At 67.4% G+C, this 25,268-nt stretch carries 34 protein-coding genes; 32 read left to right on the top strand and 2 right to left on the bottom strand.

The window, feature by feature from the left end; translation table 11 throughout:
* The first annotated feature begins 92 nt into the window (after window positions 1-92).
* The 31 genes from V6S67_RS13400 (at window position 93) to V6S67_RS13250 (ending at window position 21,945) form a co-directional block, all read left to right on the top strand.
* The gene (locus tag V6S67_RS13400; RefSeq protein WP_334210697.1) at window positions 93-4,019 is read left to right on the top strand and encodes a hypothetical protein; all 3,927 of its coding nucleotides are present in this window, start codon (window positions 93-95) and stop codon (window positions 4,017-4,019) included.
* A gap of 486 nt (window positions 4,020-4,505) precedes the next feature.
* Window positions 4,506-4,814 (top strand): 30S ribosomal protein S10, encoded by a 309-nt coding sequence (rpsJ, locus tag V6S67_RS13395; RefSeq protein WP_026531952.1) that lies wholly within the window; start codon window positions 4,506-4,508, stop codon window positions 4,812-4,814.
* Window positions 4,815-4,830: 16 nt separating this feature from the next.
* Window positions 4,831-5,487, top strand: a complete 657-nt coding sequence (gene rplC / locus V6S67_RS13390; protein ID WP_104050961.1) for a 50S ribosomal protein L3 — start codon at window positions 4,831-4,833, stop codon at window positions 5,485-5,487.
* Window positions 5,488-5,491: 4 nt separating this feature from the next.
* Complete coding sequence (gene rplD, locus V6S67_RS13385) at window positions 5,492-6,115, top strand: 50S ribosomal protein L4 (RefSeq protein WP_104050960.1); 624 nt, start codon at window positions 5,492-5,494, stop codon at window positions 6,113-6,115.
* Window positions 6,112-6,417: a 50S ribosomal protein L23 gene (gene rplW / locus V6S67_RS13380; RefSeq protein ID WP_026531955.1), complete on the top strand. Its 306-nt coding sequence runs from the start codon at window positions 6,112-6,114 to the stop codon at window positions 6,415-6,417. The genes rplD and rplW overlap by 4 nt, the downstream gene beginning before the upstream one ends.
* 31 nt (window positions 6,418-6,448) lie before the next feature.
* A complete protein-coding gene (gene rplB / locus V6S67_RS13375) occupies window positions 6,449-7,288 on the top strand; it encodes a 50S ribosomal protein L2 (RefSeq protein ID WP_104050959.1) in 840 nt (279 codons plus the stop codon).
* A 12-nt stretch (window positions 7,289-7,300) separates the two neighbouring features.
* On the top strand, window positions 7,301-7,582 hold the full coding sequence (gene rpsS, locus V6S67_RS13370) for a 30S ribosomal protein S19 (protein ID WP_026549122.1): 282 nt from the start codon (window positions 7,301-7,303) through the stop codon (window positions 7,580-7,582).
* 37 nt (window positions 7,583-7,619) lie between these two features.
* On the top strand, window positions 7,620-7,985 hold the full coding sequence (gene rplV, locus V6S67_RS13365; RefSeq protein ID WP_105032923.1) for a 50S ribosomal protein L22: 366 nt from the start codon (window positions 7,620-7,622) through the stop codon (window positions 7,983-7,985).
* Window positions 7,986-8,831 carry a 30S ribosomal protein S3 gene (rpsC, locus tag V6S67_RS13360; RefSeq protein ID WP_104179309.1) on the top strand — a complete coding sequence of 282 codons (846 nt, stop codon included), beginning with the start codon at window positions 7,986-7,988 and terminating at the stop codon, window positions 8,829-8,831. It begins immediately after the preceding gene.
* The gene (gene rplP, locus V6S67_RS13355) at window positions 8,832-9,248 is read left to right on the top strand and encodes a 50S ribosomal protein L16 (RefSeq protein WP_049829176.1); all 417 of its coding nucleotides are present in this window, start codon (window positions 8,832-8,834) and stop codon (window positions 9,246-9,248) included.
* Between the two features lie 2 nt (window positions 9,249-9,250).
* Window positions 9,251-9,592: a 50S ribosomal protein L29 gene (gene rpmC, locus V6S67_RS13350; protein ID WP_104050955.1), complete on the top strand. Its 342-nt coding sequence runs from the start codon at window positions 9,251-9,253 to the stop codon at window positions 9,590-9,592.
* On the top strand, window positions 9,589-9,900 hold the full coding sequence (gene rpsQ / locus V6S67_RS13345) for a 30S ribosomal protein S17 (RefSeq protein ID WP_334210696.1): 312 nt from the start codon (window positions 9,589-9,591) through the stop codon (window positions 9,898-9,900). The genes rpmC and rpsQ overlap by 4 nt, the downstream gene beginning before the upstream one ends.
* Window positions 9,901-10,247: 347 nt before the next feature.
* Window positions 10,248-10,616, top strand: a complete 369-nt coding sequence (rplN, locus tag V6S67_RS13340; RefSeq protein ID WP_049829173.1) for a 50S ribosomal protein L14 — start codon at window positions 10,248-10,250, stop codon at window positions 10,614-10,616.
* A 3-nt stretch (window positions 10,617-10,619) separates the two neighbouring features.
* On the top strand, window positions 10,620-10,994 hold the full coding sequence (gene rplX / locus V6S67_RS13335) for a 50S ribosomal protein L24 (protein ID WP_334210695.1): 375 nt from the start codon (window positions 10,620-10,622) through the stop codon (window positions 10,992-10,994).
* Window positions 10,994-11,569: a 50S ribosomal protein L5 gene (gene rplE, locus V6S67_RS13330; RefSeq protein WP_104050952.1), complete on the top strand. Its 576-nt coding sequence runs from the start codon at window positions 10,994-10,996 to the stop codon at window positions 11,567-11,569. Before rplX ends, rplE begins: the two co-directional genes overlap by 1 nt.
* A gap of 87 nt (window positions 11,570-11,656) precedes the next feature.
* Entirely contained in the window at window positions 11,657-12,055 is a 399-nt protein-coding gene (gene rpsH / locus V6S67_RS13325; protein WP_043440638.1) for a 30S ribosomal protein S8, read from the top strand.
* Between the two features lie 18 nt (window positions 12,056-12,073).
* On the top strand, window positions 12,074-12,610 hold the full coding sequence (rplF, locus tag V6S67_RS13320; protein ID WP_334210694.1) for a 50S ribosomal protein L6: 537 nt from the start codon (window positions 12,074-12,076) through the stop codon (window positions 12,608-12,610).
* A 2-nt stretch (window positions 12,611-12,612) separates the two neighbouring features.
* Window positions 12,613-12,996 (top strand): 50S ribosomal protein L18, encoded by a 384-nt coding sequence (gene rplR, locus V6S67_RS13315; RefSeq protein WP_334210693.1) that lies wholly within the window; start codon window positions 12,613-12,615, stop codon window positions 12,994-12,996.
* 29 nt (window positions 12,997-13,025) lie between these two features.
* On the top strand, window positions 13,026-13,730 hold the full coding sequence (gene rpsE / locus V6S67_RS13310) for a 30S ribosomal protein S5 (protein ID WP_334210692.1): 705 nt from the start codon (window positions 13,026-13,028) through the stop codon (window positions 13,728-13,730).
* Complete coding sequence (gene rpmD, locus V6S67_RS13305; RefSeq protein ID WP_104050948.1) at window positions 13,730-13,948, top strand: 50S ribosomal protein L30; 219 nt, start codon at window positions 13,730-13,732, stop codon at window positions 13,946-13,948. The genes rpsE and rpmD overlap by 1 nt, the downstream gene beginning before the upstream one ends.
* Window positions 13,948-14,445 (top strand): 50S ribosomal protein L15, encoded by a 498-nt coding sequence (gene rplO, locus V6S67_RS13300; RefSeq protein ID WP_334210691.1) that lies wholly within the window; start codon window positions 13,948-13,950, stop codon window positions 14,443-14,445. Before rpmD ends, rplO begins: the two co-directional genes overlap by 1 nt.
* A gap of 221 nt (window positions 14,446-14,666) precedes the next feature.
* On the top strand, window positions 14,667-15,977 hold the full coding sequence (gene secY / locus V6S67_RS13295) for a preprotein translocase subunit SecY (RefSeq protein WP_334210690.1): 1,311 nt from the start codon (window positions 14,667-14,669) through the stop codon (window positions 15,975-15,977).
* 5 nt (window positions 15,978-15,982) lie between these two features.
* A complete protein-coding gene (locus V6S67_RS13290) occupies window positions 15,983-16,546 on the top strand; it encodes an adenylate kinase (protein ID WP_334211600.1) in 564 nt (187 codons plus the stop codon).
* Window positions 16,547-16,554: 8 nt separating this feature from the next.
* Window positions 16,555-17,382, top strand: coding sequence for a type I methionyl aminopeptidase (gene map / locus V6S67_RS13285; RefSeq protein ID WP_334210689.1), 828 nt, complete (start codon window positions 16,555-16,557; stop codon window positions 17,380-17,382).
* A 228-nt stretch (window positions 17,383-17,610) separates the two neighbouring features.
* Entirely contained in the window at window positions 17,611-17,832 is a 222-nt protein-coding gene (gene infA / locus V6S67_RS13280) for a translation initiation factor IF-1 (RefSeq protein WP_019481515.1), read from the top strand.
* A gap of 21 nt (window positions 17,833-17,853) precedes the next feature.
* On the top strand, window positions 17,854-17,967 hold the full coding sequence (gene rpmJ / locus V6S67_RS13275; RefSeq protein WP_043440658.1) for a 50S ribosomal protein L36: 114 nt from the start codon (window positions 17,854-17,856) through the stop codon (window positions 17,965-17,967).
* Between the two features lie 163 nt (window positions 17,968-18,130).
* Complete coding sequence (gene rpsM / locus V6S67_RS13270) at window positions 18,131-18,508, top strand: 30S ribosomal protein S13 (RefSeq protein ID WP_043440660.1); 378 nt, start codon at window positions 18,131-18,133, stop codon at window positions 18,506-18,508.
* A 141-nt stretch (window positions 18,509-18,649) separates the two neighbouring features.
* Window positions 18,650-19,051 carry a 30S ribosomal protein S11 gene (rpsK, locus tag V6S67_RS13265; protein ID WP_026531448.1) on the top strand — a complete coding sequence of 134 codons (402 nt, stop codon included), beginning with the start codon at window positions 18,650-18,652 and terminating at the stop codon, window positions 19,049-19,051.
* Between the two features lie 148 nt (window positions 19,052-19,199).
* Entirely contained in the window at window positions 19,200-20,210 is a 1,011-nt protein-coding gene (locus V6S67_RS13260; RefSeq protein ID WP_104050943.1) for a DNA-directed RNA polymerase subunit alpha, read from the top strand.
* A 63-nt stretch (window positions 20,211-20,273) separates the two neighbouring features.
* Window positions 20,274-20,906 carry a 50S ribosomal protein L17 gene (gene rplQ / locus V6S67_RS13255; RefSeq protein WP_334210688.1) on the top strand — a complete coding sequence of 211 codons (633 nt, stop codon included), beginning with the start codon at window positions 20,274-20,276 and terminating at the stop codon, window positions 20,904-20,906.
* A 22-nt stretch (window positions 20,907-20,928) separates the two neighbouring features.
* A complete protein-coding gene (locus V6S67_RS13250) occupies window positions 20,929-21,945 on the top strand; it encodes a tRNA pseudouridine synthase A (protein ID WP_334210687.1) in 1,017 nt (338 codons plus the stop codon).
* 23 nt (window positions 21,946-21,968) lie between these two features.
* Here V6S67_RS13250 and V6S67_RS13245 read toward each other — a convergent pair whose 3' ends face one another.
* Together V6S67_RS13245 and V6S67_RS13240 are read right to left on the bottom strand one after the other, a co-directional pair.
* Complete coding sequence (locus V6S67_RS13245) at window positions 21,969-22,592, bottom strand: A24 family peptidase (RefSeq protein WP_334210686.1); 624 nt, start codon at window positions 22,590-22,592, stop codon at window positions 21,969-21,971.
* A complete protein-coding gene (locus V6S67_RS13240; RefSeq protein WP_334210685.1) occupies window positions 22,593-24,275 on the bottom strand; it encodes a sensor histidine kinase in 1,683 nt (560 codons plus the stop codon).
* A 196-nt stretch (window positions 24,276-24,471) separates the two neighbouring features.
* On the opposite strand from V6S67_RS13240, the gene V6S67_RS13235 reads away from it, so the two are divergent.
* Window positions 24,472-25,254 carry a response regulator transcription factor gene (locus tag V6S67_RS13235; protein WP_334210684.1) on the top strand — a complete coding sequence of 261 codons (783 nt, stop codon included), beginning with the start codon at window positions 24,472-24,474 and terminating at the stop codon, window positions 25,252-25,254.
* Window positions 25,255-25,268 lie beyond the last annotated feature (14 nt).

Raw genomic sequence — 25,268 nt, 5'->3', positions numbered from 1 at the left:
TCCACAGGGCACCGTGGGTCCGGTGATGCGCACGGCGCCCTGCCTATACTGACCGGAAGGGCGGGCAGCCGACCGGTCATGGGGGAGCGGTAGTGGGTCTGGTTCTAGCGGTACTTCTGGGGGTCGTGCTGGGCATCTTCGGTGCCGGATACGTCACGGGGAGCGCCATCACACGGCGCCGGGCCCGGCACGGCGGGTCGGCCAGGCAGGCCCTCGCGGTCGCGTACGATCAGGGCTACCGCAGTGGCGCTGCGGCGGCCGGCGCATGGGCCGGCGGTGGGCCGGGCGCCTCCGGGGGAGCCGCAGGCCGGCATCCGGACCCGCAGGTCCCGGCCGCGGCGGACCCGTCCGCAGGAGCCGCAGACCGGCATCCGGACTCGCAGGTCACGGCGACGCCTGGCCCCTACGGTGCGACGCCGGAGCCATGGAATGTCCCGCAGCATCAGCATGCGCCGGCGCCGATGTCGGGGCCCCCGGCAGGACCGGAGGATGCCGCCGCGTCGCTCGCCGCGGGCGAGCGATCGGCGGTTCCCCCGGGAGATACCCTCGGGCCTGCTCCCTCGCTCGGTGTCCAGGGTCCTCCGGCGCCCAGCGCGGAGGATCGCGCTGCACAGCGGGCCGCCAGGGAGCTGCGGAACATCAACATCGCGCTGTACTCGGCCAGCCTGCTGCTGGTGGCTGCGGGCGGCCTGTTCATCGGAGCGGCGGTTCCCGGCGCCGCCAAGGCGGTGACGATCGGTGTCGTCGTGGCGCTCTTCTATTGCAGCGGCCTCGTCCTGTACACGCGGTTGCCGCGACTGCGGCCCGCCGCTGTCGCCTTCACGGGGACAGGACTCGCGTTGCTGCCGGTCGCAGGGCTGCTCTTCGGAGTCCTCACCGGCCACGGCGCGTCCGCCTGGTTCGCGACAGCTCTCGTCGGGACCATCGCCTACGTCGCGGCCGCGGTCCGGCTGCAGAGCCGGGTCGTCGCCTTCCTGGCCCTGCCGTTCTTCCTCTCCATCGCGCTGTCCTCGGTGTCGCTCCTCGGCGGCGCCCTCGTCTGGTACTTCACGTGCTCCATCGGTGTGGCGGCGGTCCTGGCGGCACTGCTGCGCCTCGCTCCGCCATGGTTGCCCACGGTGATCTCGCGCGCGGTGGTGGACACGCACCGGCTGCTGGCACCCACCGCGCTCGTGGCCTCGCTGCTTCTCGGCGGGCTCCTGACCACGGCCGACCGCGCCCAGCTGTGGGTCGTGGCGACCGCCTACTACGCGGCCCTGCTGGCGTTCTTCGAACTGTCCAGGATCCAGCACTTCTATGCGCTGAGGTCCGTGGGGAGCATCGCCGCCGTCCTGGTCGCGTGGGCGGCGGGTTGCTCGACGTCGTGGGGAGCGCTCATCCTCGCCGTGTGCCTCGCGCTCCAGGTCGTGGGCCTGCTCGGTGCCCGGGACCGCGTCCGAGGCTTCCTCGACAGCGCGCGCCGGCCCGCCGTCGAGGAGGCCGGGCACCACCCCGACCGACAGGCAGGCGCATCCCGCTACGCCCTGGACGTCCTCGTGACGTTCTCCGTCATGACGCTCGTGGCAGCCGCGGTGGTCCTCTCGTCCGTCGTCCCGACCGCTGCGGCGCCGAGCGGTTCGCCCGACGCCCTGTTGCCGATGCTGCTCGTGCTGGTCACGGGCATGGCGATCGCGGTGCGCTGTGCGGGCGCGTTCGAGGCGCTCGTCCTCCCGGGGGTGGTGCTCGGTGCCGTGACGCACTGGGACGATCCCTGGCGGACGGAGGTGGTCCTGTCCCTCACCGCGATCCATCTCCTCGTACGGGGCCTCCGTTCCGGTGGTCTTCATCGGGAACGTTTCATGCTGGCGGCACGCGCTGCGGTCACCGCGCTTGCGCCGGTCGCCGTGCTGGTCCACGTCGCGTCCTCGGGGGTGCCGACGGGGGGCGTCGGGGAGCTCGCCGGACTCGCCCTCGTTCTCGCCCTCGTGGTCAACCAGCTCGCCGAGGCACTCCGATCGCGGCGGCATCCGGGAGGCGGCTACGGCAGCTGGGTGGTGTGCGTCGCGGGCGGGGCGTCCCTCGTGACGGTGGTCGCCCTCGCGGCCGGTGCCGGGACCTTCGCCATCGCGGCGATCGGTCTCTGGAGCTGTGTCCTCGCGGGCTGCATCACCTCGCTGGTCCTGCCCCTCGCGGGCGCGACGCCGCTGCCGACGAGCAGCCCGGCGACAGGAGCGGGTCCCGGCCTCCCGGCTGGTCCGGGTGCGCTGGTGGAGGCTCTCGGGCCTGCCTCGCTCCTGGTGGCAGCGCTGGGGGGCACCGCCGCGGGCTTCGGGATCCACTCCTACGAGGTGCTGCTCGTCGTCGGTGTCGCCTACGGCGCCCTCCTGGCACGGCGTGCGCTCGGCCGCACACGCCGTGGCGCCTACCTCCTGGCGGCCCAGCTGTGTTTCACGGCCCTGACGGCCACCGTCTCCGCGGATCTGGAGCTGACGGTACACGGGGTCCTCGCGGCGATCGCGGCAAGCGTCGCCCTGCAGGAGGTGGTGCGGGCGCTCCTGCGCTCCAGGTTGCGCCAGGCGGGGCTGCAGGGTTCGTCGGCCTGGCTGAGCGTCGGTGTGCTGGCGGTCCTGCCCCTGGCCTACCTGGTGCTCGGGAACCCGCGCGTGCAGCTTGATGTGATCGTGCTGCACCTGGCGCTGCTCGGGGTGGTGTCCTCGGTCCTGTACCTGGTCCAGCGCATGGGCGCCGCGGCCTACCCGGCGCTCTACGCCGTCGTCGCACTCATCGCCGTGCTCGCCGGGGTGCTGCCCACCGGGCGGGCGGGGCTCCTGCCGGTCGCACCGCTGTCGGAGCCGGTCGCGGCGCTCGTCGCGGTCGCCTGTGCTGTCGCGTTCGTCGTGGTACGCCTCCGGTCCGCTGCGGCCCGCTTCCGCACGCCGGCCCGGGTCGGTGCCGGGGTGTTCGTCCTCGAGGCGGTCCTGTTCGCCTTCGAGGACGGTGCCGGCTGGGACCGCGTCGTGGTCGCCGGGATCGCGGCCGGTGCCTGTTTCGCCCTCGCGCAACGGGAAGCGCCCGCCGTGCTGGACGCAGGGGGAGCCGTGTCGGTGATCGTCGCCGCGACGGCCTTCGTCGATCAGGTGGACCAGGCCTCGGGCCGGGGGCTCGACACCGGCGCCCTCCGCCTGCTGTGCGGCGCCGTCCTGGCCGCCGCCGTCCTCCACCTCGCCCGCGTGTTCCTGCCGGGTCAGGACGAGGGCGGCCTCCGGTTCCGCATCCTCGGTGGAGCAGCACTCGGTTGGACCGCGCTTGCCGCGGTGCTCGCCATGCCGGCGGACTCCTCGGCCGTCGCCGGCTCGGTGGTCCTCGCGGCCGTGGCGGTCCTCGCGCTGGGGGAGGTGCCCGCGCGGGTCCGTGCCCAGTGCTCCGAGGTGGTCTTCCTGGTCGTGGTCCTGTGCGCACAGCGTGTGGCCTGGCTCCTCCTCGGTGCGATCGACGTGTTCTGGGCGGCCCAGTGGTGGGTGGTGGCCCTCGCCCTGCTCTCGGCCTGGTCCTTCACCCGCGGTACCCGGACCAGGGGCGCCCGTTGGCTCACGGCCTCGGCCGCCGTCCTCTCGGCCACCGGACTGATGACCGTGGCCGGTGGCACGACGGGCGAACAGGTGTGGGCCCTGTGCGGACACGTCGTCCTCCTGCTCGCCGGTGTCGCGCTGTCGAGGCGCCGGTTCAGCCTGTGGGGAGCCATCGGTATCGCCCTCGCACTGCTCTGGTTCCTGCGGGGCTTCACGTTCCTGCTGCTGACGGTGGCCGCGCTGCTGCTGCTGGCGTTCGCCGTCTGGAAGCTCAATCGCCAGTCGCAGGGCCCGACCGCCGCCTCGGACACCGGCGTCCCGACCGCACCGCCCGGTCCGGCGACACCGCCCGGTTCGATCGCACCGCCCGGTTCTGCAGCCTCCTCCGGTCCGGCGCCCGACCCGGGTACAGGCGCCGGTGCGCCGGCGGTCCAGCCGCCGCCCGACCGCCGCCTCACCCCGCCGTCCTGACGTGCGGCTCGTATGCAGCTCGGAAGCCGGCTCGGAAGCGGCTCGGAAGCGGCTCGGAAGCGGCTCCGAGGTGGCTCCGAGGTGGGTCCAAGTCATTGAGATCACGCCGCGTGGAACCGGCCCGGTTCGCAATCGGGCCGGTGATCTGCGAGACTGGATAAGTTGTTCAAGTGCTTCCGCGTGCGGTCCGAGACCTCGTCCCGGTCGGGATAATGCCCGATGCAGGGATCAGGTCCACCACAATGCGAAGCCCAAAGATGAATCCACCCCGACCGGCTCAGCCGGAAGACGCGGAGCGTGTGTCCACACTATGTCCCATCCCGGATACAGCACGACACGCCCGAGCGCGGGGGTCGGAGCCCTGGCAGGGTGAGGAACCCGGATCCTTCCGGATTCAGCCTGTTCAGGAAGCGCCGTACAACGGGCGCACGAAATGTACGAATGTACCGGAACTGCTCAGGCAGTGAGAGAGAGAGTCGAGACGCCATGGCGGGACAGAAAATCCGCATCCGGCTGAAGTCATATGACCACGAGGTCATCGATGTTTCAGCCCGGAAGATCGTTGAGACGGTGACGCGCGCAGGCGCAACGGTAGTGGGCCCCGTGCCCCTGCCCACGGAGAAGAACGTATTCGTTGTCATCCGGTCCCCGCACAAGTACAAGGACAGCCGTGAGCACTTCGAAATGCGTACTCACAAGCGTCTGATCGACATCATTGATCCCACGCCCAAGGCCGTCGATTCGCTCATGCGTCTCGATCTGCCTGCGGACGTGAACATCGAAATCAAGCTGTAAGGGAGAGCGGATACTCATGTCTACTTCACTTACGCGTCAGGTCAAGGGCCTGCTGGGCACCAAGCTCGGCATGACCCAGGTCTGGGACGAGAACAACATCCTCATCCCCGTCACCGTCATCCAGGCTGACTCGAACGTCATCACGCAGCTGCTGAGCGCGGACAAGGACGGCTACACGGCCGTGCAGATCGGCTTCGGCCAGATCGATCCCCGCAAGGTCACCAAGCCGCTCGCCGGCCACTTCGAGAAGGCAGGCGTCACGCCCCGCCGTCACGTGGTCGAGCTGCGCACGTCCGACGCCGACTCCTACTCGCTCGGTCAGGAACTCTCCGTCGAGATGTTCGAGGCCGGCCAGACGGTCGACGTCATCGGCACCACCAAGGGCAAGGGCTTTGCCGGCGTCATGAAGCGCCACGGTTTCCACGGCGTCGGTGCCTCGCACGGTGCCCACAAGAACCACCGCAAGCCCGGTTCCATCGGTGGAGCATCCACCCCCAGCCGCGTCTTCCGTGGAATGAAAATGGCAGGCCGCATGGGTGCCGTTCGTCAGACCACGCTGAACCTGCGGGTTCACGCTGTCGACGCCGAGAAGTCGCTGCTGCTGATCAAGGGTGCCGTCCCCGGCGCCCGCGGCCAGGTCGTCCTCGTACGCACCGCCGTGAAGGGAGCATAGCCACATGGCTGCCAACACTGTCCAGGTCGATCTCCCCGCGGAGATCTTCGACGCTCAGACCAACGTGCCGCTGCTGCACCAGGTCGTCGTCGCCCAGCTCGCTGCCGCCCGCCAGGGTACGCACAAGACGAAGACCCGCGCCGAGGTCAGTGGCGCAGGTCGCAAGCCGTTCAAGCAGAAGGGAACCGGTCGTGCCCGCCAGGGTTCGATCCGCGCCCCTCACATGACCGGCGGCGGCGTCGTCCACGGGCCCACGCCCCGCGACTACAGCCAGCGCACCCCCAAGAAGATGAAGGCAGCCGCCCTGCGCGGAGCCCTCTCGGATCGGGCACGCAACGGCCGTATCCACGTCCTCGAGTCCCTGGTGACCGGCGGCAAGCCGTCCACCAAGGGTGCCATCGAGACCCTGCGCGCGATCTCCGAGCGGCCCCGCCTGCTCGTCGTGATCGAGCGTGCCAACGACGTCGCCGCACTGTCCGTGCGCAACGTCCCCGCTGTGCACGTCCTCTACGTAGACCAGCTCAACACGTACGACGTGCTGGTCTCCGATGACGTGATCTTCACCAAGGCCGCCTACGACCAGTTCGTCGGCTCGGCTGATGTCATCTCCGAGGAGGATGCCAAGTGAGCGGCACCATCGCAAAGGATCCGCGCGACGTCGTCATTGCACCCGTCGTCTCGGAGAAGAGCTACGGCCTGATCGACGAAGGCAAGTACACCTTCCTGGTCGACCCCCGCTCGAACAAGGAAGAAATCAAACTGGCGGTCGAGAAGATCTTCTCCGTGAAGGTCGACTCCATCAACACCATCAACCGGGTTGGCAAGCGCAAGCGCACCAAGTTCGGCTGGGGCCAGCGCAAGGGCACCAAGCGTGCCATCGTGTCCCTCAAAGAGGGCTCGATCGACATCTTCGGCGGTCCGCTCTCCTAGAGCGGAGACCACTTTAACGAGGAATTGAGTTATGGGAATCCGTAAATACAAGCCGACAACCCCGGGCCGTCGCGGCTCGAGCGTTGCCGACTTCGCTGAAATCACACGGTCGACGCCGGAAAAGTCGTTGGTCCGTCCCCTTCCCAAGAAGGGTGGACGTAACAACACCGGTAAGATCACGACCCGCCACAAGGGCGGTGGACACAAGCGTCAGTACCGCCTGATCGACTTCCGCCGCCACGACAAGGACGGCGTCGACGCCCGCGTCGCGGAGATCGAGTACGATCCGAACCGCACCGCGCGCATCGCCCTCCTGCACTACGTCGACGGCACCAAGCGCTACATCATCGCGCCGAACAAGCTCAAGCAGGGCGACTTCGTCGAGGCCGGTGCCGGGGCCGACATCAAGCCCGGCAACAACCTGCCGCTGCGCAACATCCCCGTGGGTACCGTCATCCACGCGGTCGAGCTCCGCCCGGGCGGCGGCGCGAAGATGGCACGCTCCGCCGGTGCGTCGGTGCAGCTCGTCGCCAAGGAAGGCCGCTTCGCCCAGCTGCGACTGCCCTCCGGCGAGATCCGCAACGTCGACGTCCGCTGCCGCGCGACGATCGGCGAGGTCGGCAACGCCGAGCAGTCGAACATCAACTGGGGCAAGGCCGGCCGTAACCGCTGGAAGGGCATCCGCCCGACCGTCCGCGGTGTCGCGATGAACCCGGTCGACCACCCGCACGGTGGTGGCGAGGGCAAGACCTCCGGTGGACGCCACCCGGTCAACCCGAACGGTAAGGCCGAAGGCCGTACGCGTCGCCCCAACAAAGAGAGCGACTCACTCATCGTGCGTCGCCGTCGTTCCGGCAAGAACAAGCGATAGGAGCCTGGAGACATGCCACGCAGCCTGAAGAAAGGCCCCTTCGTCGATCAGCACCTTTACGTAAAGGTCGCTCGCGAGAACGAATCGGGCACGAAGAACGTCATCAAGACGTGGTCCCGCCGCTCCATGATCGTCCCCGACATGCTCGGGCACACGATCGCGGTGCACGACGGACGCAAGCACATCCCGGTGTTTGTCACCGAGTCGATGGTCGGGCACAAGCTCGGCGAATTCGCTCCCACGCGGACTTTCCGCGGCCATGTTAAGGACGACCGCAAGGGCAAGCGCCGCTAGGCGCTGCTCTTACGGCTAAGACGAGAGAAGGAAAGCAATGGAAGCCAAGGCTATTGCGCGTCATATCCGCGTAACGCCTATGAAGGCCCGGCGCGTCGTCAACCTTGTTCGTGGTAAGCAGGCGAATGAGGCTCTGGCTATTCTGAAGTTTGCCCCACAGGTTGCTTCGGAGCCGGTATTCAAGGTGGTCCAGTCAGCGATGGCCAACGCCCGCGTCCTCGCGGACCGTGACGGCGTCGCCTTCGACGAGGACAACCTCATCATCAGCGAAGCATTCGTCGATGAAGGCCCCACGATGAAGCGGTTCCGTCCGCGTGCCCAGGGCCGCGCGTTCCGCATCAACAAGCGGACCAGCCACATCACGGTTGTCGTCGCTACCCCTCAGAAAGTGGAGGTCCGCTAAGTGGGACAGAAAGTAAACCCGCACGGGTTCCGACTCGGCATCACCACTGACCACCGGTCACACTGGTTCGCCGACAGCAACAAGCCGGGCCAGCGCTACCGTGACTTCGTCCGCGAAGACATCAAGATCCGCCAGCTGATGTCGACCGGCATGGACCGCGCCGGCATCGCCAAGGTCGAGATCGAGCGTACCCGTGACCGCGTCCGCGTGGACATCCACACGGCACGTCCCGGCATCGTCATCGGCCGCCGTGGAGCAGAGGCGGACCGCATCCGCGGCGAGCTCGAGAAGCTCACCGGCAAGCAGGTCCAGCTGAACATCCTCGAGGTCAAGAACCCCGAGATCGAGGCTCAGCTCGTCGCCCAGGGCATCGCCGAGCAGCTCTCCTCACGCGTGGCGTTCCGCCGTGCGATGAAGAAGGCCATGCAGTCCGCACAGCGTGCCGGCGCCAAGGGCATCCGTGTCCAGTGCTCCGGTCGCCTGGGTGGCGCAGAAATGAGCCGTTCGGAGTTCTACCGCGAGGGACGCGTTCCCCTGCACACGCTCCGCGCCAACATCGACTACGGCTTCTTCGAAGCGAAGACCACCTTCGGCCGCATCGGCGTGAAGGTCTGGATCTACAAGGGTGACGTCACGGCGAAGGAACTCGCAGCCCAGGCTGCAGCAGCTCCTTCCCGCGGCCGCGGTGGAGACCGTCCGGGCCGTGGCCCTGCCGGCGCCGACCGTGGTGGCGACCGTGGAGGCGACCGTCGTCGTCGTGCGCCTGAGCGCTCCGAGGGCCAGGGTGCCTCGGCACCCGCCGAGACCGCCGCAGCTCCGGCTGCGGCTGAAGGAGGACAGGCTTAAATGCTTATCCCACGTCGCGTCAAATTCCGTAAGCAGCACCACCCGGGTCGTTCGGGCGCTGCAACCGGCGGTACCGAGGTCAGCTTCGGTGAGTGGGGTATCCAGGCTCTGAGCCCGGCCTACGTCACCAACCGTCAGATCGAGTCCGCTCGTATCGCCATGACCCGTCACATCAAGCGTGGCGGCAAGGTCTGGATCAACATCTATCCGGACCGCCCGTTGACCAAGAAGCCTGCCGAGACCCGCATGGGTTCCGGTAAGGGTTCGCCCGAGTGGTGGGTGGCCAACGTCAAGCCGGGGCGTGTTCTCTTCGAACTGTCCGGTGTTTCCGAAGAGGTAGCCCGCGAAGCCCTGCGCCTCGCGATCCACAAGCTGCCGTTGAAGGCACGCATCGTGCGTCGTGAGGGTGGTGAATAGTTATGGCTCTGGGTTCAAAGGAACTGGCAACAGACCAGCTGGACGGCTTCGATAAGGACCGTCTGGTGGAAGAACTGCGCAAGGCCAAGGAGGAGCTGTTCAACCTCCGTTTCCAGTCGGCCACCGGCCAGCTCGAAAGCCACGGGCGCCTTCGCTCGGTCAAGCGCGACATCGCCCGCATCTACACGGTGCTGCGCGAGCGTGAACTGGGCATCCGCCCCGAGGTCGTCGCTCCCGTCGAGGAAGCGAAGCCTGCGAAGGAGGAGAAGCCCAAGAAAGCCAAGAAGGCCTCCAAGGACGCACCGTCCGTGGACACCGAGGCTTCTGAGGAGGACGCCAAATGAGTGAGCAGCAGAGCGAGACGACCGTAGGAACCGAGAAGGCCGTCCACGACGCCAACTCGCGCGGCTACCGCAAGGTACGCCGTGGCTACGTCGTGTCGGACAAGATGGAGAAGACCATCGTCGTCGAGGTCGAGGACCGCGTGAAGCACGCCCTGTACGGCAAGGTGCTTCGCCGCAGCTCCAAGGTCAAGGCGCACGACGAGAACAACACCGCCGGTATCGGCGACATGGTCCTGATCAGCGAGACCCGGCCCCTGTCCGCCACCAAGCGGTGGCGCCTGGTCGAGGTCATCGAGAAGGCCAAGTAGCACCAGGCAGCATCGGGGCCGGCCCAGCCGACCCCCACCCGACGATGCCCCGGACACGATTTCGTGTCCGGGGCATTTTCGCGATACCATGAGAATCTTGTCTGTCTGGTGGGCTGGCGCATGCCCTCTCGAGGTCACCCTCGCCGGGTCTCCTTCTCAGGGTTCCTTCACACCGGGCAAATAGGCAAAAGCCCGATAATCTTGTTCACCACGAATCCACTGTGCAGAAGAGCCACGCACAGCCGCGCGCCCAGGCGTGCACGTGCTGAGTACCAGTATTACGGGGCCCACCCATATCCGTTCCGCAAGGCTCGATGAGAGAACCGGCGCGACGACAGGAGTAATAAGTGATTCAGCAGGAGTCGCGGCTAAAGGTCGCCGACAACACGGGTGCCAAGGAGATCTTGACCATCCGCGTTCTCGGAGGATCCGGGCGCCGCTACGCAGGCATCGGAGACGTCATCGTCGCCACCGTGAAGGACGCGATCCCCGGCGGCAACGTCAAGAAGGGCGACGTCGTCAAGGCGGTCATCGTCCGCACCAAGAAGGAACGCCGCCGTGCGGACGGTTCCTACATCAAGTTTGATGAGAACGCAGCAGTGATCCTGAAGAACGACGGCGACCCCCGCGGTACCCGTATCTTCGGCCCTGTCGGTCGCGAGCTCCGCGACAAGCGTTTCATGAAGATCATCTCGCTGGCGCCGGAGGTGCTGTAGTCCATGGCACAGAAGACAAAGCTCAAGATCAAGAAGGGTGACCTCGTCCAGGTCATCACCGGAGCCCGGCAGGAGCGCGGCGGAGACCGCGGCAAGCAGGGCAAGGTACTGAAGGTGTTCCCGGACACCAACCGCGTGCTCGTGGAGGGTATCAACCGGATCACCAAGCACACCAAGGTCGGGCAGTCGCAGCGCGGCACGAAGACCGGTGGCATCGAGGTGGTCGAGGCCCCCGTGCACATCAGCAACGTCGCGGTCGTCGATCCCGAGACCAAGAAGCCGACCCGCGTCGGATACCGCACCGAGACCGTCGAGCGTGACGGCCGCGAGCGTGTTGTCCGCATCCGCGTGGCCAAGTCATCAGGGAAGGATCTGTAATGACTGTCGAAACCGCAGAAACCCGGGTTCTTCCCCGTCTCAAGGCGCGCTACGCGTCCGAGATCAAGGCCACCCTGCAGGAAGAGTTCAACTACGCCAACGTCAACCAGGTCCCGCGCCTGGTGAAGGTCGTCGTGAACATGGGTGTCGGTGACGCCGCCAAGGACTCCAAGCTGATCGACGGGGCCGTCAAGGACCTCACCGCGATCACGGGCCAGAAGCCGCAGGTCACGAAGGCCCGCAAGTCCATCGCGCAGTTCAAGCTCCGCGAAGGAATGCCGATCGGCGCGCACGCCACCCTGCGTGGCGACCGCATGTGGGAATTCACGGACCGCCTGATCTCCCTCGCCCTGCCCCGTATCCGCGACTTCCGCGGCCTCAACGGCAAGCAGTTCGACGGCAACGGCAACTACACGTTCGGCCTCACGGAGCAGTCCATGTTCCACGAGATCGACCAGGACCGTATCGACCGCGTGCGTGGCATGGACATCACCGTCGTCACCACCGCCAAGACCGACGCCGAGGGCCGCGCGCTCCTCAAGGCACTCGGCTTCCCCTTCAAATCCGAAGATTAATCTAACTACGTTGCAGGTCCACTCCAGCCGGCACCCTGAGTGCCGTCCGGAGCCCGGAAACCGTTTCGAGGAAGGGCAAGAGCCCACATGACAATGACAGATCCTGTCGCAGACATGCTCACGCGTCTGCGCAACGCCAATTCGGCTTACCACGACTCCGTGTCCATGCCGTACAGCAAGTTGAAAGCCCGCGTCGCGGACATCCTGAAGGCCGAGGGCTACATCGCCGGCTGGAAGGAAGAGGAAGCGGAGGTCGGCAAGAAGCTGACCATCGACCTCAAGTTCGGACCGGACCGCCAGCGTTCCATCGCCGGCATCCGCCGTATCTCCAAGCCCGGTCTGCGCGTGTACGCCAAGTCCACGAACCTGCCCCACGTGCTCGGCGGCCTCGGCATCGCCATCCTGTCCACGTCCTCCGGTCTGCTCACCGACCGCCAGGCATCCAAGAAGGGTGTGGGTGGGGAAGTCCTCGCCTACGTCTGGTAACGGGAAAGGGAAAGAATAATGTCACGTATTGGACGTCTCCCCATCGCCGTTCCCGCCGGTGTCGAGGTCAAGGTCAACGGTAACGAGGTCTCCGTCAAGGGTTCGAAGGGCGAGCTGAGCCACACGGTTCCCAGCCCCATCGAGGTCACCCTGGACGAGGGCACGCTGACCGTCACGCGCCCGAACGACGAGCGCGAATCCCGGTCGCTGCACGGCCTGACCCGCACGCTGATCTCCAACATGATCGTCGGAGTCACCGAGGGCTACAAGAAGAACCTCGAGATCGTGGGCACGGGTTACCGTGTCCAGGCCAGGGGCAACGACCTCGAGTTCGCTCTGGGGTACAGCCACCCGGTCGCCGTCGAGGCACCCGAGGGCATCACCCTGACCGTCGACAGCCCCACGAAGCTCTCGGTCGCAGGCATCAACAAGCAGCAGGTCGGCGAGGTCGCTGCAACCATCCGCAAGCTGCGCAAGCCCGACCCCTACAAGGGCAAGGGCATCCGCTACGCAGGCGAGATCATCCGCCGCAAGGTCGGAAAGGCTGGTAAGTAACCATGGGTCTGAGCATCAACAAGAAGCGCAGCTCGAAGAGCAAGTCCGCCTCGCGTGGGCGCCGCCACCTCCGCGTGCGCAAGCGCGTGTCGGGTACGGCCGTCCGTCCCCGCCTGGTGGTCAACCGTTCGGCCCGCCACGTCTTCGTGCAGGTCGTCGACGACACCAAGGGCGTGACCGTAGCGTCGGCCTCCACCCTCGAAGCGGACCTCCGTGCATTCGACGGTGACAAGACCGCCAAGGCCAAGCGCGTTGGCGAACTCGTTGCAGAGCGTGCCATGGCTGCCGGCGTCGAAGCGGTCGTCTTCGACCGCGGCGGCAACAAGTATCACGGTCGCGTTGCAGCAATCGCAGACGGCGCACGTGAAGGTGGGCTGGCACTGTGACCGAGGAGAACAAGGCAAAGGAAGCCCCATTGAATACGGCTACAGAGCAGCCCGCGGCCGACGCTCCGGCTGCAGGCACGACGGACACCGCGTCTGCTGACGCGAACCGTGGCCGCGGCGGCAACGCCCGCGGCGGCGAGCGTGGCGGCAACGCCCGCGGTGGCCGCGACGGCAACTCCCGTGGTGGCCGCGACGGCGGACGCAACGACGACAAGGACAAGTTCATCGAACGCGTCGTCACCATCAACCGTGTTGCCAAGGTCGTCAAGGGCGGCCGCCGCTTCAGCTTCACCGCCCTCGTGGTGGTAGGCGACGGCAACGGCATGGTCGGCGTCGGCTACGGCAAGGCGAAGGAAGTCCCCTCCGCCATCCAGAAGGCCGTTGAGGAAGCCAAGAAGACGATGTTCCGCGTCCCGCGCATCGGTGGCACCGTCCCGCACCTGGTGCAGGGCGAGGCAGCAGCCGGCGTCGTCCTCCTGCGTCCCGCCTCCCCGGGTACCGGCGTCATCGCCGGTGGTCCGGTGCGTGCGGTCCTGGAGTGCGTCGGCATCCACGACGTCCTCTCCAAGTCGCTCGGTTCCGCGAACGCCATCAACATCGTCCACGCGACCGTTGACGCGCTGAAGCGCCTCGAAGAGCCCCAGGCAGTCGCGGCCCGCCGCGGCCTGCCGCTGGACGAGGTCGCATCCCACCAGATGCTGCGCGCGATCGCAGCTCAGAAGGCAGGTGCGTGATGACCGCGATCACCCCGAAGCGCGTGCGCGTCAGCACCGCGAAGCTGGAGATCACCCAGATCAAGTCCGCCATTGGCGGCAAGCAGAACCAGCGCGACACGCTGCGGTCGCTCGGCCTGAAGCGGATCGGCCACACCGTGGTCCGTGAAGCGGATGCCGTCACCGTCGGCATGATCAACACGGTTCCGCACCTCTTGAAGGTTGAGGAGGCCAACTAATGGCAGAGAACAACAGCGCGGCTCCGGCCGCAACCGAGGCCAAGGCCGAGCGCGTCCACGCGCTCAAGGTCCACCACCTCCGCCCCGCACCGGGTGCCAAGACGGCGAAGACCCGTGTCGGCCGTGGTGAGGGTTCGAAGGGTAAGACCGCAGGCCGTGGTACCAAGGGAACCGCAGCCCGCTACCAGGTGAAGGCAGGATTTGCCGGCGGCCAGCTGCCGCTGCACATGCGCCTCCCCAAGCTGCGCGGCTTCAAGAACCCGTTCCGCGTCGAGTTCCAGGTCGTGAACCTGGACAAGCTGTCCGAGCTCTACCCGGCCGGCGGCGACGTCACCGTGGAGAGCCTGGTGGCCAACGGCGCCGTCCGCAAGAACCAGCCCGTCAAGGTGCTGGGGACCGGCGAGATCACGGTGGCCGTGAACGTCTCGGCCGACGCCTTCTCCGCATCCGCTGCTGAGAAGATCGCCGCAGCCGGCGGGACCGTCACCGAGCTGTAGGTCATGAGTCTCCCTCTCCCGGCGCGTCCGGGGGAGGGAGGCTGTGATCCACGGCACTGAGGAACTAGACTTCTGGTGGGCTGGCTCGGCCGGCCCGCCAGGAGTCTTTTTTCGGCTACAGCCACCCATCACCCGCCGGTTCTCGAGCACCGGTGACCAACCGTTAGACTCGGTTGTTGTGTACGGTCCGCGTCAGGACCAACAGACCTTCAGGAGGACGCTTGCTTAGCGCTATTGGCCGGGCATTCCGGACGCCAGACTTGCGGCGCAAGCTGTTGTTCACGCTGGGAATCATCACCATCTTCCGCCTCGGGGCCTTCATCCCCGCCCCGGGCGTCGACTACGGGAACGTCCAGCAGTGCCTGGCTCTCGGCAACACCGAGGGCGGGCTCTACCAGTTCGTCAACCTCTTCAGTGGCGGCGCCCTCCTCCAGGTCTCCATCTTCGCGCTGGGCATCATGCCGTACATCACGGCGAGCATCATCACGCAGCTCCTCCGGGTGGTCATCCCCCGTTTCCAGGAGCTCCATGAGGAAGGCGCCCAGGGCCAGTCCAGGCTGACCCAGTACACGCGCTACCTCACGATCGCGCTCGGCCTGCTGAACGCCACCACCCTCGTCTCGCTCGCCCGGTCCGGCGCGCTGCTCGGCAACTGCCCCGTGCCGCTAATCCCGGACGACTCGCTGATCACCATCGTCCTGTTGATCATCACCCTGACGGCCGGTACCGGCCTCATCATGTGGATGGGCGAGCTCATCACCGAGAAGGGCGTGGGCAACGGCATGTCGCTGCTCATCTTCACGGCCATCGCCGCCGGATTCCCCACCTCGCTGGGCGAGATCCTCCGCACCCAGGGCGCCACCGTCTTCGCCTTCGTGCTCGCCATGGGCGTCGTCGTCGTCGCCCTCGTGATCTTCGTGGAGCAGTCGCAGCGCCGCATCCCGGTGCAGTACGCCAAGCGCATGGTCGGTCGCCGCACCCTCGGCGGCAGCAGCACGTACATCCCGATCAAGGTGAACATGGCGGGTGTCATCCCCGTGATCTTCGCGTCCTCGATGCTGTACCTGCCGAGCCTGATCGCCCAGTTCAACACACCCCAGGACGGCACCGCCCCGGCCGGGTGGGTCAACTGGATCACCACGTACCTCACCAGTGGGGACCACCCCCTCTACATGGCGATGTACTTCCTGCTCATCGTCTTCTTCACCTACTTCTACGTGGCCATCACGTTCAACCCGGACGAGGTGTCCGAGAACATGAAGAAGTACGGTGGATTCATCCCCGGCATCCGCGCCGGCCGGCCGACGGCGGAGTACCTGCAGTACGTGCTCTCCCGCATCACACTGCCGGGTGCCATCTACCTCGGTCTCGTGGCGCTGATCCCGCTGATCGCCCTCGTGGCCATCGGAGCCAACCAGAACTTCCCGTTCGGTGGCACATCGATCCTCATCATGGTCGGTGTGGGGCTCGAGACCGTGAAGCAGATCGACGCCCAGCTCCAGCAGCGTCACTACGAAGGGTTGTTGCGTTGACCAGAATGCTGATCATCGGTCCTCCCGGCTCGGGCAAGGGCACGCAGGCCGCCCGCATCTCGGAGCGCCTCGGGGTCGTCGCCATCTCCACCGGCGACATCTTCCGGGACAACGTCAAGCGCGAGACGCCCCTCGGCATCGAGGCCAAGACGTACATGGACGCGGGGGACTTCGTCCCGGACAGCGTCACCAACAGCATGGTGCGCGACCGCCTCGCGGCGGACGACGTGCAGGAGGGTTTCCTCCTGGACGGCTACCCGCGCACCGCGGCCCAGGTCGCCGAGCTCGACGACATCCTCCGGGAGAACGACCTCGAACTCGACGTGGTCCTCCAGCTCACGGCCGACGACGAGGAGCTCGTGAAGCGACTCCTCGGTCGCGCCTCCCTCGACGGGCGCTCCGACGACAAGGAGCAGGTCATCCGTCACCGCCTCGGGCTCTACCACGACCAGACCGAAGCCGTGGTCTCGCGCTACGCGGAGCGGGGCATCGTGACCGAGGTCGACGGCCTCGGGTCGATCGACGAGGTCACCGAGCGCGTCATGGCAGCCCTCACCGTCCCGAGCTAGGACCCCTCATGTTCCGCCAGCCCAAGATCGAGTACAAGACCACCAGTCAGATGCTGGTGATGCGCGAGGCCGGGCTGGTGCTGTCCAGGGCCCTCGACAAGACGGTGGGCGCTGCCCGCGTGGGCGTCACGACGGCGCAGCTCAACGACGTCTTCGAGGGCGTCCTCCGGGAGGAGGGTGCGACGTCGAACTTCCTCGGCTACCACGGCTTCCCGGCGAGCATCTGCACGTCCGTCAACCACGAGGTGGTCCACGGCATCCCCGGCGGCTACACGCTGCAGGACGGCGACATCATCTCGATCGACGGCGGCGCGGTGGTGCGCGGCTGGCACTCCGACTCCGCACGCACCACGATCGTCGGCACCCCGCGGCCCGAGGACGTCCGGCTGTCGGACGTCACCGAGGCGGCGATGTGGCGGGGGATCGCAGCGCTGGCGTCCGCGCGCTTCGTCGGTGACATCGGTGCGGCGATCGACGACTACGTGTCCTCGGTCCCCGGGCCGGCCCTCGGGATCCTCGAGGACTACGTGGGGCACGGCATCGGTACGCAGATGCACCAGGCGCCCGACGTCCTCAACTACCGCAGCACCCACCGCGGGCCGAAGGTCCGGCCGGGCCTGTGCCTAGCTATCGAGCCCATGCTGGTGCAGGGAGGTCTCGAGACGGCGGTGCTCGACGACGACTGGACCGTCATCACCACCGACGGCAAGCGCGCCTCCCAGTGGGAGCACAGCGTCGCGGTCCATGACGGCGGTATCTGGGTGCTCTCGGCACCCGACGGGGGAGCGTCGCGGCTCGAGCCTCTCGGCGTCACGCCGGTCCCGCTGGAGAGCTGAACCGCCCAGGACCGCCGGGTGCGGCGGGGACCTGCCATCGGCCGGGCCCTGATTTAACGATCGACGGACTGTAGCGTAGAGTTGTCTGTTGGTTGTCTCTGCTTTTCGTGCCCAAACGGGCTCCGGAGGCCTTCCTGCGGAACGAGCTCCGGCTCGTCCCGGGTCCGACGACCGAAACCCCAAACCCGTCCGCCATCCAACTGGTGGGCATAGACGTTAGCGGAGGATATGGCCAAGAAAGACGGTGTCATTGAGATTGAAGGCACTGTGAACGAGGCGCTGCCCAACGCGATGTTCCGCGTTGAGCTGGCCAACGGTCACATTGTCCTCGCCCACATCTCGGGAAAGATGCGCCAGCACTACATTCGAATCCTTCCTGAGGACCGGGTCGTAGTGGAACTCAGCCCGTACGACCTCACCCGGGGCCGTATCGTCTACCGCTACAAATAAGAATCAACTCGAAGGAAAACCATGAAGGTCAACCCGAGCGTGAAGCGGATCTGCGAGAAGTGCCAGGTGGTTCGCCGCAAGGGCAACGTTCTCGTCATCTGCGAGAACCCGCGCCACAAGCAGCGCCAGGGCTGAGAACCTCTCCTCGAGGTTCTTCCCGCGCGTAGAAGTACATTCAACGGCAGAAGAGCGTCCCGTCAGGGGCGTACACCCCCGGCTCGGAGGCCGGGGACCGGGACACAGGTCCCGGGGACGTTCTGCTCCATACCTCCGGCAACACCAAAGGAGCACCGCCACTATGGCACGTCTCGCTGGCGTAGACATCCCCCGCGAAAAGCGGGTAGTCATCGCGCTTACCTATATCTACGGCGTGGGCAAGACCCGTGCGGAGAAGACGATCGTCGACACGGGGATCTCCCCGAACACGCGCGTCAAGGATCTCTCCGATGTCGAGCTGGTCCAGCTCCGCGACTACATCGAGGGCAACTTCAAGGTCGAGGGTGACCTCCGCCGTGAGGTCGCCGCCGACATCCGCCGCAAGGTGGAGATCGGCAGCTACGAAGGCATTCGGCACCGCCGCGGCCTTCCCGTGCGCGGACAGCGCACGAAGACGAACGCCCGTACCCGCAAGGGCCCGAAGCGTACGGTCGCAGGCAAGAAGAAGGTCGGGCGCTAGATCCCCACCGGCTCCCTAACGTGACTCGCTAGCGCTCGTCACGCCAGGGGACCCTCGCCGGCGGAGGCCCCTCTTCGTGGGACCTCCGGCACCTCCGATCAGCCGAATCATGCTTTACCCAATACCTTCGTAGGAGAAGTAATGCCCCCCAAGACTCGTGGAGCGGTCCGTAAGCCGCGTCGCAAGGACAAGAAGAACATCGCGCTCGGTCAGGCGCACATCAAGAGCACCTTCAACAACACCATCGTGTCCATCACGGACCCGAGCGGTGCGGTCATCTCCTGGGCCTCGGCCGGTGAGGTCGGCTTCAAGGGCTCACGCAAGTCCACCCCGTTCGCCGCGCAGATGGCCGCCGAGGCCGCTGCGAAGCGCGCACAGGAGCACGGCGTCAAGAAGGTCGACGTCTTCGTGAAGGGCCCGGGTTCGGGCCGCGAAACCGCCATCCGCTCGCTGCAGGCCACGGGCCTCGAGGTCGGATCCATCTCGGACGTCACCCCGAGCGCTCACAACGGCTGCCGCCCGCCGAAGCGTCGCCGCGTCTAACGAAGCGAGCCGTCACCGTGCCGCCCTGCAGGAACCCACGTGGTCCGGCAGGGCGGTTCGGTGCCGTTCCAGCAGTTTTGCCGGCTGACCAGCAGTCCCGCCCATTTCGAAGCGTCATATAGCGGATGCTTCCTGAAAGGATATGTAAGTGCTCATTGCACAGCGCCCCACCCTGACTGAAGAAGTAGTCGCCGACAACCGCTCGCGGTTCGTCATCGAGCCCCTCGAGCCCGGCTTCGGCTACACCCTCGGCAACTCGCTCCGCCGCACGCTCCTGTCCTCCATCCCGGGTGCTGCGGTCACGAGCATCCGCATCGACGGCGTCCTGCACGAATTCACCACGGTTCCCGGGGTGAAGGAGGATGTCACCGAGATCATCCTGAACATCAAGAACCTCGCCGTCTCCTCGGAGCACGACGAGCCCGTCGTCGCCTACCTGCGCAAGCAGGGACCCGGCGTCGTCACGGCCGCCGACATCGCGCCTCCCGCAGGCGTCGAGTTCCACAACCCGGACCTCCACATCGCGACCCTCAACTCGAAGGGCAAGTTCGAGCTCGAACTGACCATCGAGCGTGGCCGTGGGTATGTGTCGGCGTCGCAGAACAAGTCCGGCGACTCGGAGATCGGCCGCATCCCGGTCGACTCCATCTACTCGCCGGTCCTGAAGGTCACCTTCCGCGTCGAGGCCACCCGCGTGGAGCAGCGCACCGACTTCGACAAGCTGATCGTCGACGTCGAGACGAAGGACGCCATCGCCCCGCGCGACGCCGTCGCGTCCGCCGGCACCACCCTGGTGGAGCTGTTCGGCCTGGCCCGCGAACTGAACACCGCGGCCGAGGGCATCGAGATCGGCCCGTCGCCGACGGACGCAGCACTTGCTGCCGACATGGCGCTGCCGATCGAGGACCTCGAACTCACGGTCCGCTCGTACAACTGCCTCAAGCGCGAGGGCATCCACTCCGTGGGTGAACTCGTCGCGCGCTCCGAGGCCGACCTCATGGACATCCGCAACTTCGGTGCGAAGTCCATCGACGAGGTCAAGGCGAAGCTCGTCGAGCTCGGTCTGTCCCTGAAGGATTCCCCTCCAGGCTTCGACCTTGCCGCCCGCGCTGCCGCCATCGAAGAGGACGACGTCGTCTACGGCGACGAAGAGCTCTAACACGCTACCTGTCCGCCCGCCGCGCGTTGCGGCGGGCGGACACCCTAATGAGGAGAAAGAACCATGCCCACACCCACTAAGGGCCCACGTCTCGGAGGCGGTCCGGCGCACGAACGCCTGATGCTCGCCAACCTGGCCGCCTCACTGTTCGAGCACAAGCGCATCACCACCACGGTGACGAAGGCCAAGCGCCTCCGGCCCTACGCCGAGCGCCTGGTGACCTTCGCGAAGAAGGGCGACCTCGCGTCGCGCCGTCGCGTCCTCGCCGTCATCAGCAACAAGAGCATCGTCCACGAGCTCTTCACGGACATCGCTCCCGCGGTCTCCAACCGCGAGGGTGGCTACACCCGCATCACGAAGATCGGCAACCGCAAGGGCGACAACGCCCCCATGGCCGTCATCGAACTGGTGCTGGAGCCCATGTCCGCCAAGCAGTCCGTGGTCGCCGAGGCCGAGCGCGCAGCATCGGCCCCCGCCGCTGCAGCAGCACCGGCACCGGTCGAGTCCGACGCGGTCGAGTCCGTCGATTCCGTGGACTCGGTGGATTCCGCCGAGTCAGCCGAATCAGCCGAATCGGCTGAGTCAGCGGCTTCCGCCGACGAGGTCGCAGCCGAGGACACCACGGTCGACGCCGAAGCCAGCGCCGCTGACGAGGTCGTCGTCGTCGAGGGCACCGTCGAGGACGAGAAGAAGTAATTCTTCCCTCCCGACGCACGCCATGATCACCCAGGAGCCCGCCGTCCCCCCGAGGGGCGGCGGGCTCCTGCGTGTCCGGCTCGACATCGCGTACGACGGCTCCCTGTTCTCGGGCTGGGCCCTGCAGCCCGGACTCACCACGGTGCAGGGCGTCCTCGAGGGCGCGCTCTTCACGCTCCTGCGCCGCCAGGTGCGCCTGACCGTCGGGGGACGGACCGACGCCGGCGTCCACGCCCGCGGCCAGGTGGCCCACATCGACCTCACCCCGGCCGAGTGGCACGCGATGGCGAGGGGACGCGACGTCGACCCCGCCGACGCCTTCCTGCGGCGCCTGACCGGCACCATCAACCGTGAGCTGACCGACGGCGTCACCGGGCGAGGACGCTCCGTCAGGAACTCCGTGCCCGCCGTCGTCGTCCGCTCCGCCGCGAAGGCGCCCGAGGGGTTCGACGCACGCTTCTCCGCACTCTGGCGCCGCTACAGCTACGCGATCGCGGATACGACGACCGGACAGGATCCGCTGCGCCGGCACACCACCCTCTGGCACCCGGCACCGCTGGACGTCGCGCTGCTCAACGAGGGCGCGGGGCACCTGCTGGGCATGCAGGACTTCGCCGCGTTCTGCAAGCCGCGCGAAGGGTCCACCACCATCCGCGAGCTGCAGCGGTACGAATTCACGCGCGGGCACGACGGCGTGATCACCGCGACCGTGCAGGCCGACGCCTTCTGCCACAACATGGTGCGTGCCCTCATCGGATCGACGCTGCGGGTCGGATCGGGCGAGATGCCGCCGGGGTGGCTCGCCGAGAGGCTGGCGGCCCGGCTGAAGGATGCACGGTCCGTCCTCGCAGCACCGCACCCCCTCGTCCTCGAGGAGATCGCCTACCCCGGCAACGGGGAGCTTGCCGCCCGTGCCGACCTGACCCGTGCCCGCCGGACGGTGGACCATCTCGCCCCGACGGACCCGCATGCTGCCCGTTCACCGGAGGACGCGCCGACGTCGCCGCTCGAGGGATCGCCGGCCCAGTCGGAGGCCTAGGCCCCGCCGCCCCGGCAGGGGCGTCAGCCCAGCAGGACCAGGCTCGCGAAGGCGGCGAGCACCATACCGGGGCCGAACGGGAACGTGGAGCCGCGCGAGCCGCGGCGCAGCAGGAGGACCGCGACGCCTGCGACGCCTCCGAGCAGGAACCCGCCTAGCAGGGTACCGAGCCACGCGGCGGCCCCTGCCCAGCCGCCGATCAGGCCGAGCACGGCGGCGAGCTTCACATCTCCCATGCCCATGCCCGCGGGGGAGATCAGGGCCAGGACGAAGTACACGGTGAACAGGGTCGCGCTGCCCGCTGCCGCACCGAGCAGCCCGCTCCAGTCGCCGGTCCCGAGCGTCGCGACGACCAGCACCGGAACGGTGAGGGCGGCGAACCGCAGCAGCAGGGCGTTCGGCAGCAGCTTGGACTGCAGGTCGACAGCGCCCAGCACCACGCCGAACGCCGCGAGGACGGCCACGAGCGGGCTGGTCCACGGGGCGTCGGCCACAGCACTCCCTGCGCCCGCCAGGAGGCCGGCGAGCACCGCGAGCGGCACGCGCCACGATGACGGCAGCACGGTGCGGGGATCCTTCTGCGCCAGGGAGAACAGCGCGTGGGCGAGGGCGGCGGCGAGGACGCCGACCGTGAGGCTCAGGAGCATCTAGACGGACTCGCCGACCGAGTCCTGCGGCATGCGGCCCACTTCGCCGTTGACGGGCAGGGTCACGGTGAAGCGGCTGCCCTTGCCCGGCGCACTGACGCAGCAGATCGACCCGCCGTGGCTCTCGACGATGGACTTGGTGATCGCCAGTCCGAGACCGGCGCCCTCGATGGCGGCATGACGGGCCGACGGCGTCCGGTAGAAGCGGGAGAAGACCTGCCGGGCTTCCTGCTCCGTCATGCCCATGCCCCTGTCCTCGACGTGCAGGGTGATCTCAGACTCCGACTCCTCCGCGCGGATGCTCACCACACCGCCGCCGGGGGAGTACTTGATGGCGTTGGAGAGCAGGTTGTCGAGCACCTGCGCGATCCGCAGGGGATCGATGAGCGTCCACAGGGGATTCTGGGCGTCGGTCTTCAGCTTCACGCCGTTCTTCTGGGCCCGGAGCCTGTTGGACCGCACGCTCATCTCGATCAGCGCAGCGAGGTCCACGGGTCGCGGGTGCACCCGGACGCGGTCACCGGCGGTCGAGAGGAGGTCGGCGACGAGGTGGAGCACGCGCTCGGCATTGCGGCCCGCGACGTCGATGTACCCGCTGAGGTGGCTCGGCAGCCGATGCTCGTCCTCGAGCACCAGTTCGAGGTACCCGAGCACCGAGGTCAGCGGAGCGTGGAACTCGTGCGAGATGTTCGAGATGAAGGTGTCCTTCGCGGAGACTGCCTCCACGAGTTCGGTGACGTCGCTGCAGGCGATCAGCGCGCCCGCGATGCTGCCGTCGGCGTTCTTGATGGGGCGTGCTGCGGTGGAGAGACCGCGCTGTGCGTCGCCCTCACCCACCCAGATGAGCTCGTCGGCGAACGTCTCTCCCGTGAGGGCGCGGTAGACGGGCTGCCGGTCCACCGCCAGCGGCGTTCTGCGATCGGCCCCGAAGACGAGGCCCGGGTGGGCGTCGTCGTGGCCGGACAGCCGGTTGAACAGCTCCTGCTGGCGGTTCGTGAGGGTGGTGTTGCCGTGGGCGTCGACGGCGGTCAGGCCGACGTCGACGGTGTTGAGGATCGCGGTGAGGACGCGCTCGCGGTCGATGGCGGCGCGCAGCAGCTCGTTGAGTTCGCGGTCCTTGCGCTCGATCTCGATCTCGCGGGCCCGGGCGCCGGAGCTCGTCACGCGGATGGTGACGCCGATGCACAGCATCACGATCGGCAGCAGCAGCAGGCCCAGGTAGGACCGCAGGTGGGCCGGGTCGAAGGACCCGAGCACCGGCCAGGACGTGACGAGCAGCGAGCCGAGCACCGTGAGCGTCAGCGAGGCCCAGGGGGGCAGTGAGGACCGCATCAGCCACAGGACGGGGAAGACCACCAGAACGCCGAGGGCGGGCTGCGTCTCCATGGCACCGGCACGGACCAGGGCGATCGCGACGAAGTCGAGGATCGGGACGATGAGCAGGGACCCTCGCGGCAGTTCACGCCACGGGACGATGACCGACAGCGCCAGGAGCACCAGGATCATCGAGAAGCCGAGGTCGAACGTCGGGTCGGTCGCCAGGCCGGGCCGAAGGAGGGGTGCCGTTGCGCCGATGACGACGACGATCAGGGACAGGGGGATCTGGCAGAGCACCACGGAGCGGCCGATGCTCACTTTCGAGGCGACCGCGCGCAGCCGCGCGGCACCGGCATCCCTAGGCACGCACTTTCCGGGGAAAGAGGAGGAACTGCATTATGAAGAACTTTCCGACGCTGAGACCTACGTACTGCTCCCATTATGTAGCCCGGCCCGCGTTTTGGAATGCAAGCCGACGCGATTACGTGTCCGGGCGATGCACAATGGGAATCATGAGGAGTCGGAAAGATTGCAGTGCAGGTCAGAGGGGGGTCGGTGGCGAATGAGTGATCCGGGCGTGGCGGTGGTCATCGAGGACGACGCCGATGTGCGGAACCTCGTGGCGGCAGTCCTCAAGCAGTCGGGATTCGTCGTCCATGTGGCACCGACCGGGAGGGCGGGCGTCGATCTGGTCCGGGCCCACGACGCGGCGGTGGTCACCGTGGATGTGGGACTCCCCGACATCGACGGCTACGAGGTGCTGCGGCGGATCCGTGCGTTCAGCACCTGCTACGTGGTGATGCTGACCTCGCGGGGCGACGAGCTGGACACCCTCACGGCCCTGCAGTCGGGAGCCGACGACTACCTCACGAAGCCGTTCCGGCCGCGGGAGCTCCGGGCGCGGATCGCCGCGATGCTGCGCCGTCCGCGTGTGGCCCCGAACCAGGTGCCCGGAGTCCCTGTGCCTGCTGCGGCGGTGCCTCCGGCAGAGCCCGCCGCGCCCGTCGCGCCGCCCGCCGTCGTCGAGCACAACGGGCTCGCCCTCAATGCGGCAGCCCGCACCGTGGTGCTGGACGGGCGTGACCTGCCGCTCACCAGGAGCGAGTTCGACCTGCTCAACGAGATGCTCAAGAGCAACGGTGCAGTGAGGACCAAGGCGGATCTGGTGCGCGTGGTCCGGGGCGACTACTACGACGAGGACACCTACATCAGCGACTCGGACGAGCGCGCCATCGAGGTGCACATCGGCAATCTGCGCCGGAAGCTCGACGAGGACCCGAAGAACCCGCGCTGGCTGCAGACGGTGCGTGGTGTCGGCTACAGGCTCACCTCGACCCGTTCCTGAGGCCCGGTCGGTTC

The organism is Arthrobacter sp. Soc17.1.1.1, from assembly GCF_036867195.1.
Lineage (GTDB): Bacteria > Actinomycetota > Actinomycetes > Actinomycetales > Micrococcaceae > Arthrobacter_D.
The sequence above is the reverse complement of the archived record's forward strand: the minus strand, read 5'-3'. Positions and strand labels throughout refer to the sequence as shown.

Bases quoted from the DNA above. Each gene is read 5' to 3' on its own strand.
- rpsJ (WP_026531952.1), top strand. From the start codon at position 4,506: ATGGCGGGACAGAAAATCCGCATCCGGCTGAAGTCATATGACCACGAG.
- rplC (WP_104050961.1), top strand. From the start codon at position 4,831: ATGTCTACTTCACTTACGCGTCAGGTCAAGGGCCTGCTGGGCACCAAG.
- rplD (WP_104050960.1), top strand. From the start codon at position 5,492: ATGGCTGCCAACACTGTCCAGGTCGATCTCCCCGCGGAGATCTTCGAC.
- rplB (WP_104050959.1), top strand. From the start codon at position 6,449: ATGGGAATCCGTAAATACAAGCCGACAACCCCGGGCCGTCGCGGCTCG.
- rpsS (WP_026549122.1), top strand. From the start codon at position 7,301: ATGCCACGCAGCCTGAAGAAAGGCCCCTTCGTCGATCAGCACCTTTAC.
- rplV (WP_105032923.1), top strand. From the start codon at position 7,620: ATGGAAGCCAAGGCTATTGCGCGTCATATCCGCGTAACGCCTATGAAG.
- rplP (WP_049829176.1), top strand. From the start codon at position 8,832: ATGCTTATCCCACGTCGCGTCAAATTCCGTAAGCAGCACCACCCGGGT.
- rpmC (WP_104050955.1), top strand. From the start codon at position 9,251: ATGGCTCTGGGTTCAAAGGAACTGGCAACAGACCAGCTGGACGGCTTC.
- rpsQ (WP_334210696.1), top strand. From the start codon at position 9,589: ATGAGTGAGCAGCAGAGCGAGACGACCGTAGGAACCGAGAAGGCCGTC.
- rplX (WP_334210695.1), top strand. From the start codon at position 10,620: ATGGCACAGAAGACAAAGCTCAAGATCAAGAAGGGTGACCTCGTCCAG.
- rplE (WP_104050952.1), top strand. From the start codon at position 10,994: ATGACTGTCGAAACCGCAGAAACCCGGGTTCTTCCCCGTCTCAAGGCG.
- rpsH (WP_043440638.1), top strand. From the start codon at position 11,657: ATGACAATGACAGATCCTGTCGCAGACATGCTCACGCGTCTGCGCAAC.
- rplF (WP_334210694.1), top strand. From the start codon at position 12,074: ATGTCACGTATTGGACGTCTCCCCATCGCCGTTCCCGCCGGTGTCGAG.
- rplR (WP_334210693.1), top strand. From the start codon at position 12,613: ATGGGTCTGAGCATCAACAAGAAGCGCAGCTCGAAGAGCAAGTCCGCC.
- rpmD (WP_104050948.1), top strand. From the start codon at position 13,730: ATGACCGCGATCACCCCGAAGCGCGTGCGCGTCAGCACCGCGAAGCTG.
- rplO (WP_334210691.1), top strand. From the start codon at position 13,948: ATGGCAGAGAACAACAGCGCGGCTCCGGCCGCAACCGAGGCCAAGGCC.
- V6S67_RS13290 (WP_334211600.1), top strand. From the start codon at position 15,983: ATGCTGATCATCGGTCCTCCCGGCTCGGGCAAGGGCACGCAGGCCGCC.
- map (WP_334210689.1), top strand. From the start codon at position 16,555: ATGTTCCGCCAGCCCAAGATCGAGTACAAGACCACCAGTCAGATGCTG.
- infA (WP_019481515.1), top strand. From the start codon at position 17,611: ATGGCCAAGAAAGACGGTGTCATTGAGATTGAAGGCACTGTGAACGAG.
- rpmJ (WP_043440658.1), top strand. From the start codon at position 17,854: ATGAAGGTCAACCCGAGCGTGAAGCGGATCTGCGAGAAGTGCCAGGTG.
- rpsM (WP_043440660.1), top strand. From the start codon at position 18,131: ATGGCACGTCTCGCTGGCGTAGACATCCCCCGCGAAAAGCGGGTAGTC.
- rpsK (WP_026531448.1), top strand. From the start codon at position 18,650: ATGCCCCCCAAGACTCGTGGAGCGGTCCGTAAGCCGCGTCGCAAGGAC.
- rplQ (WP_334210688.1), top strand. From the start codon at position 20,274: ATGCCCACACCCACTAAGGGCCCACGTCTCGGAGGCGGTCCGGCGCAC.
- V6S67_RS13250 (WP_334210687.1), top strand. From the start codon at position 20,929: ATGATCACCCAGGAGCCCGCCGTCCCCCCGAGGGGCGGCGGGCTCCTG.
- V6S67_RS13245 (WP_334210686.1), bottom strand. From the start codon at position 22,592: ATGCTCCTGAGCCTCACGGTCGGCGTCCTCGCCGCCGCCCTCGCCCAC.
- V6S67_RS13235 (WP_334210684.1), top strand. From the start codon at position 24,472: ATGAGTGATCCGGGCGTGGCGGTGGTCATCGAGGACGACGCCGATGTG.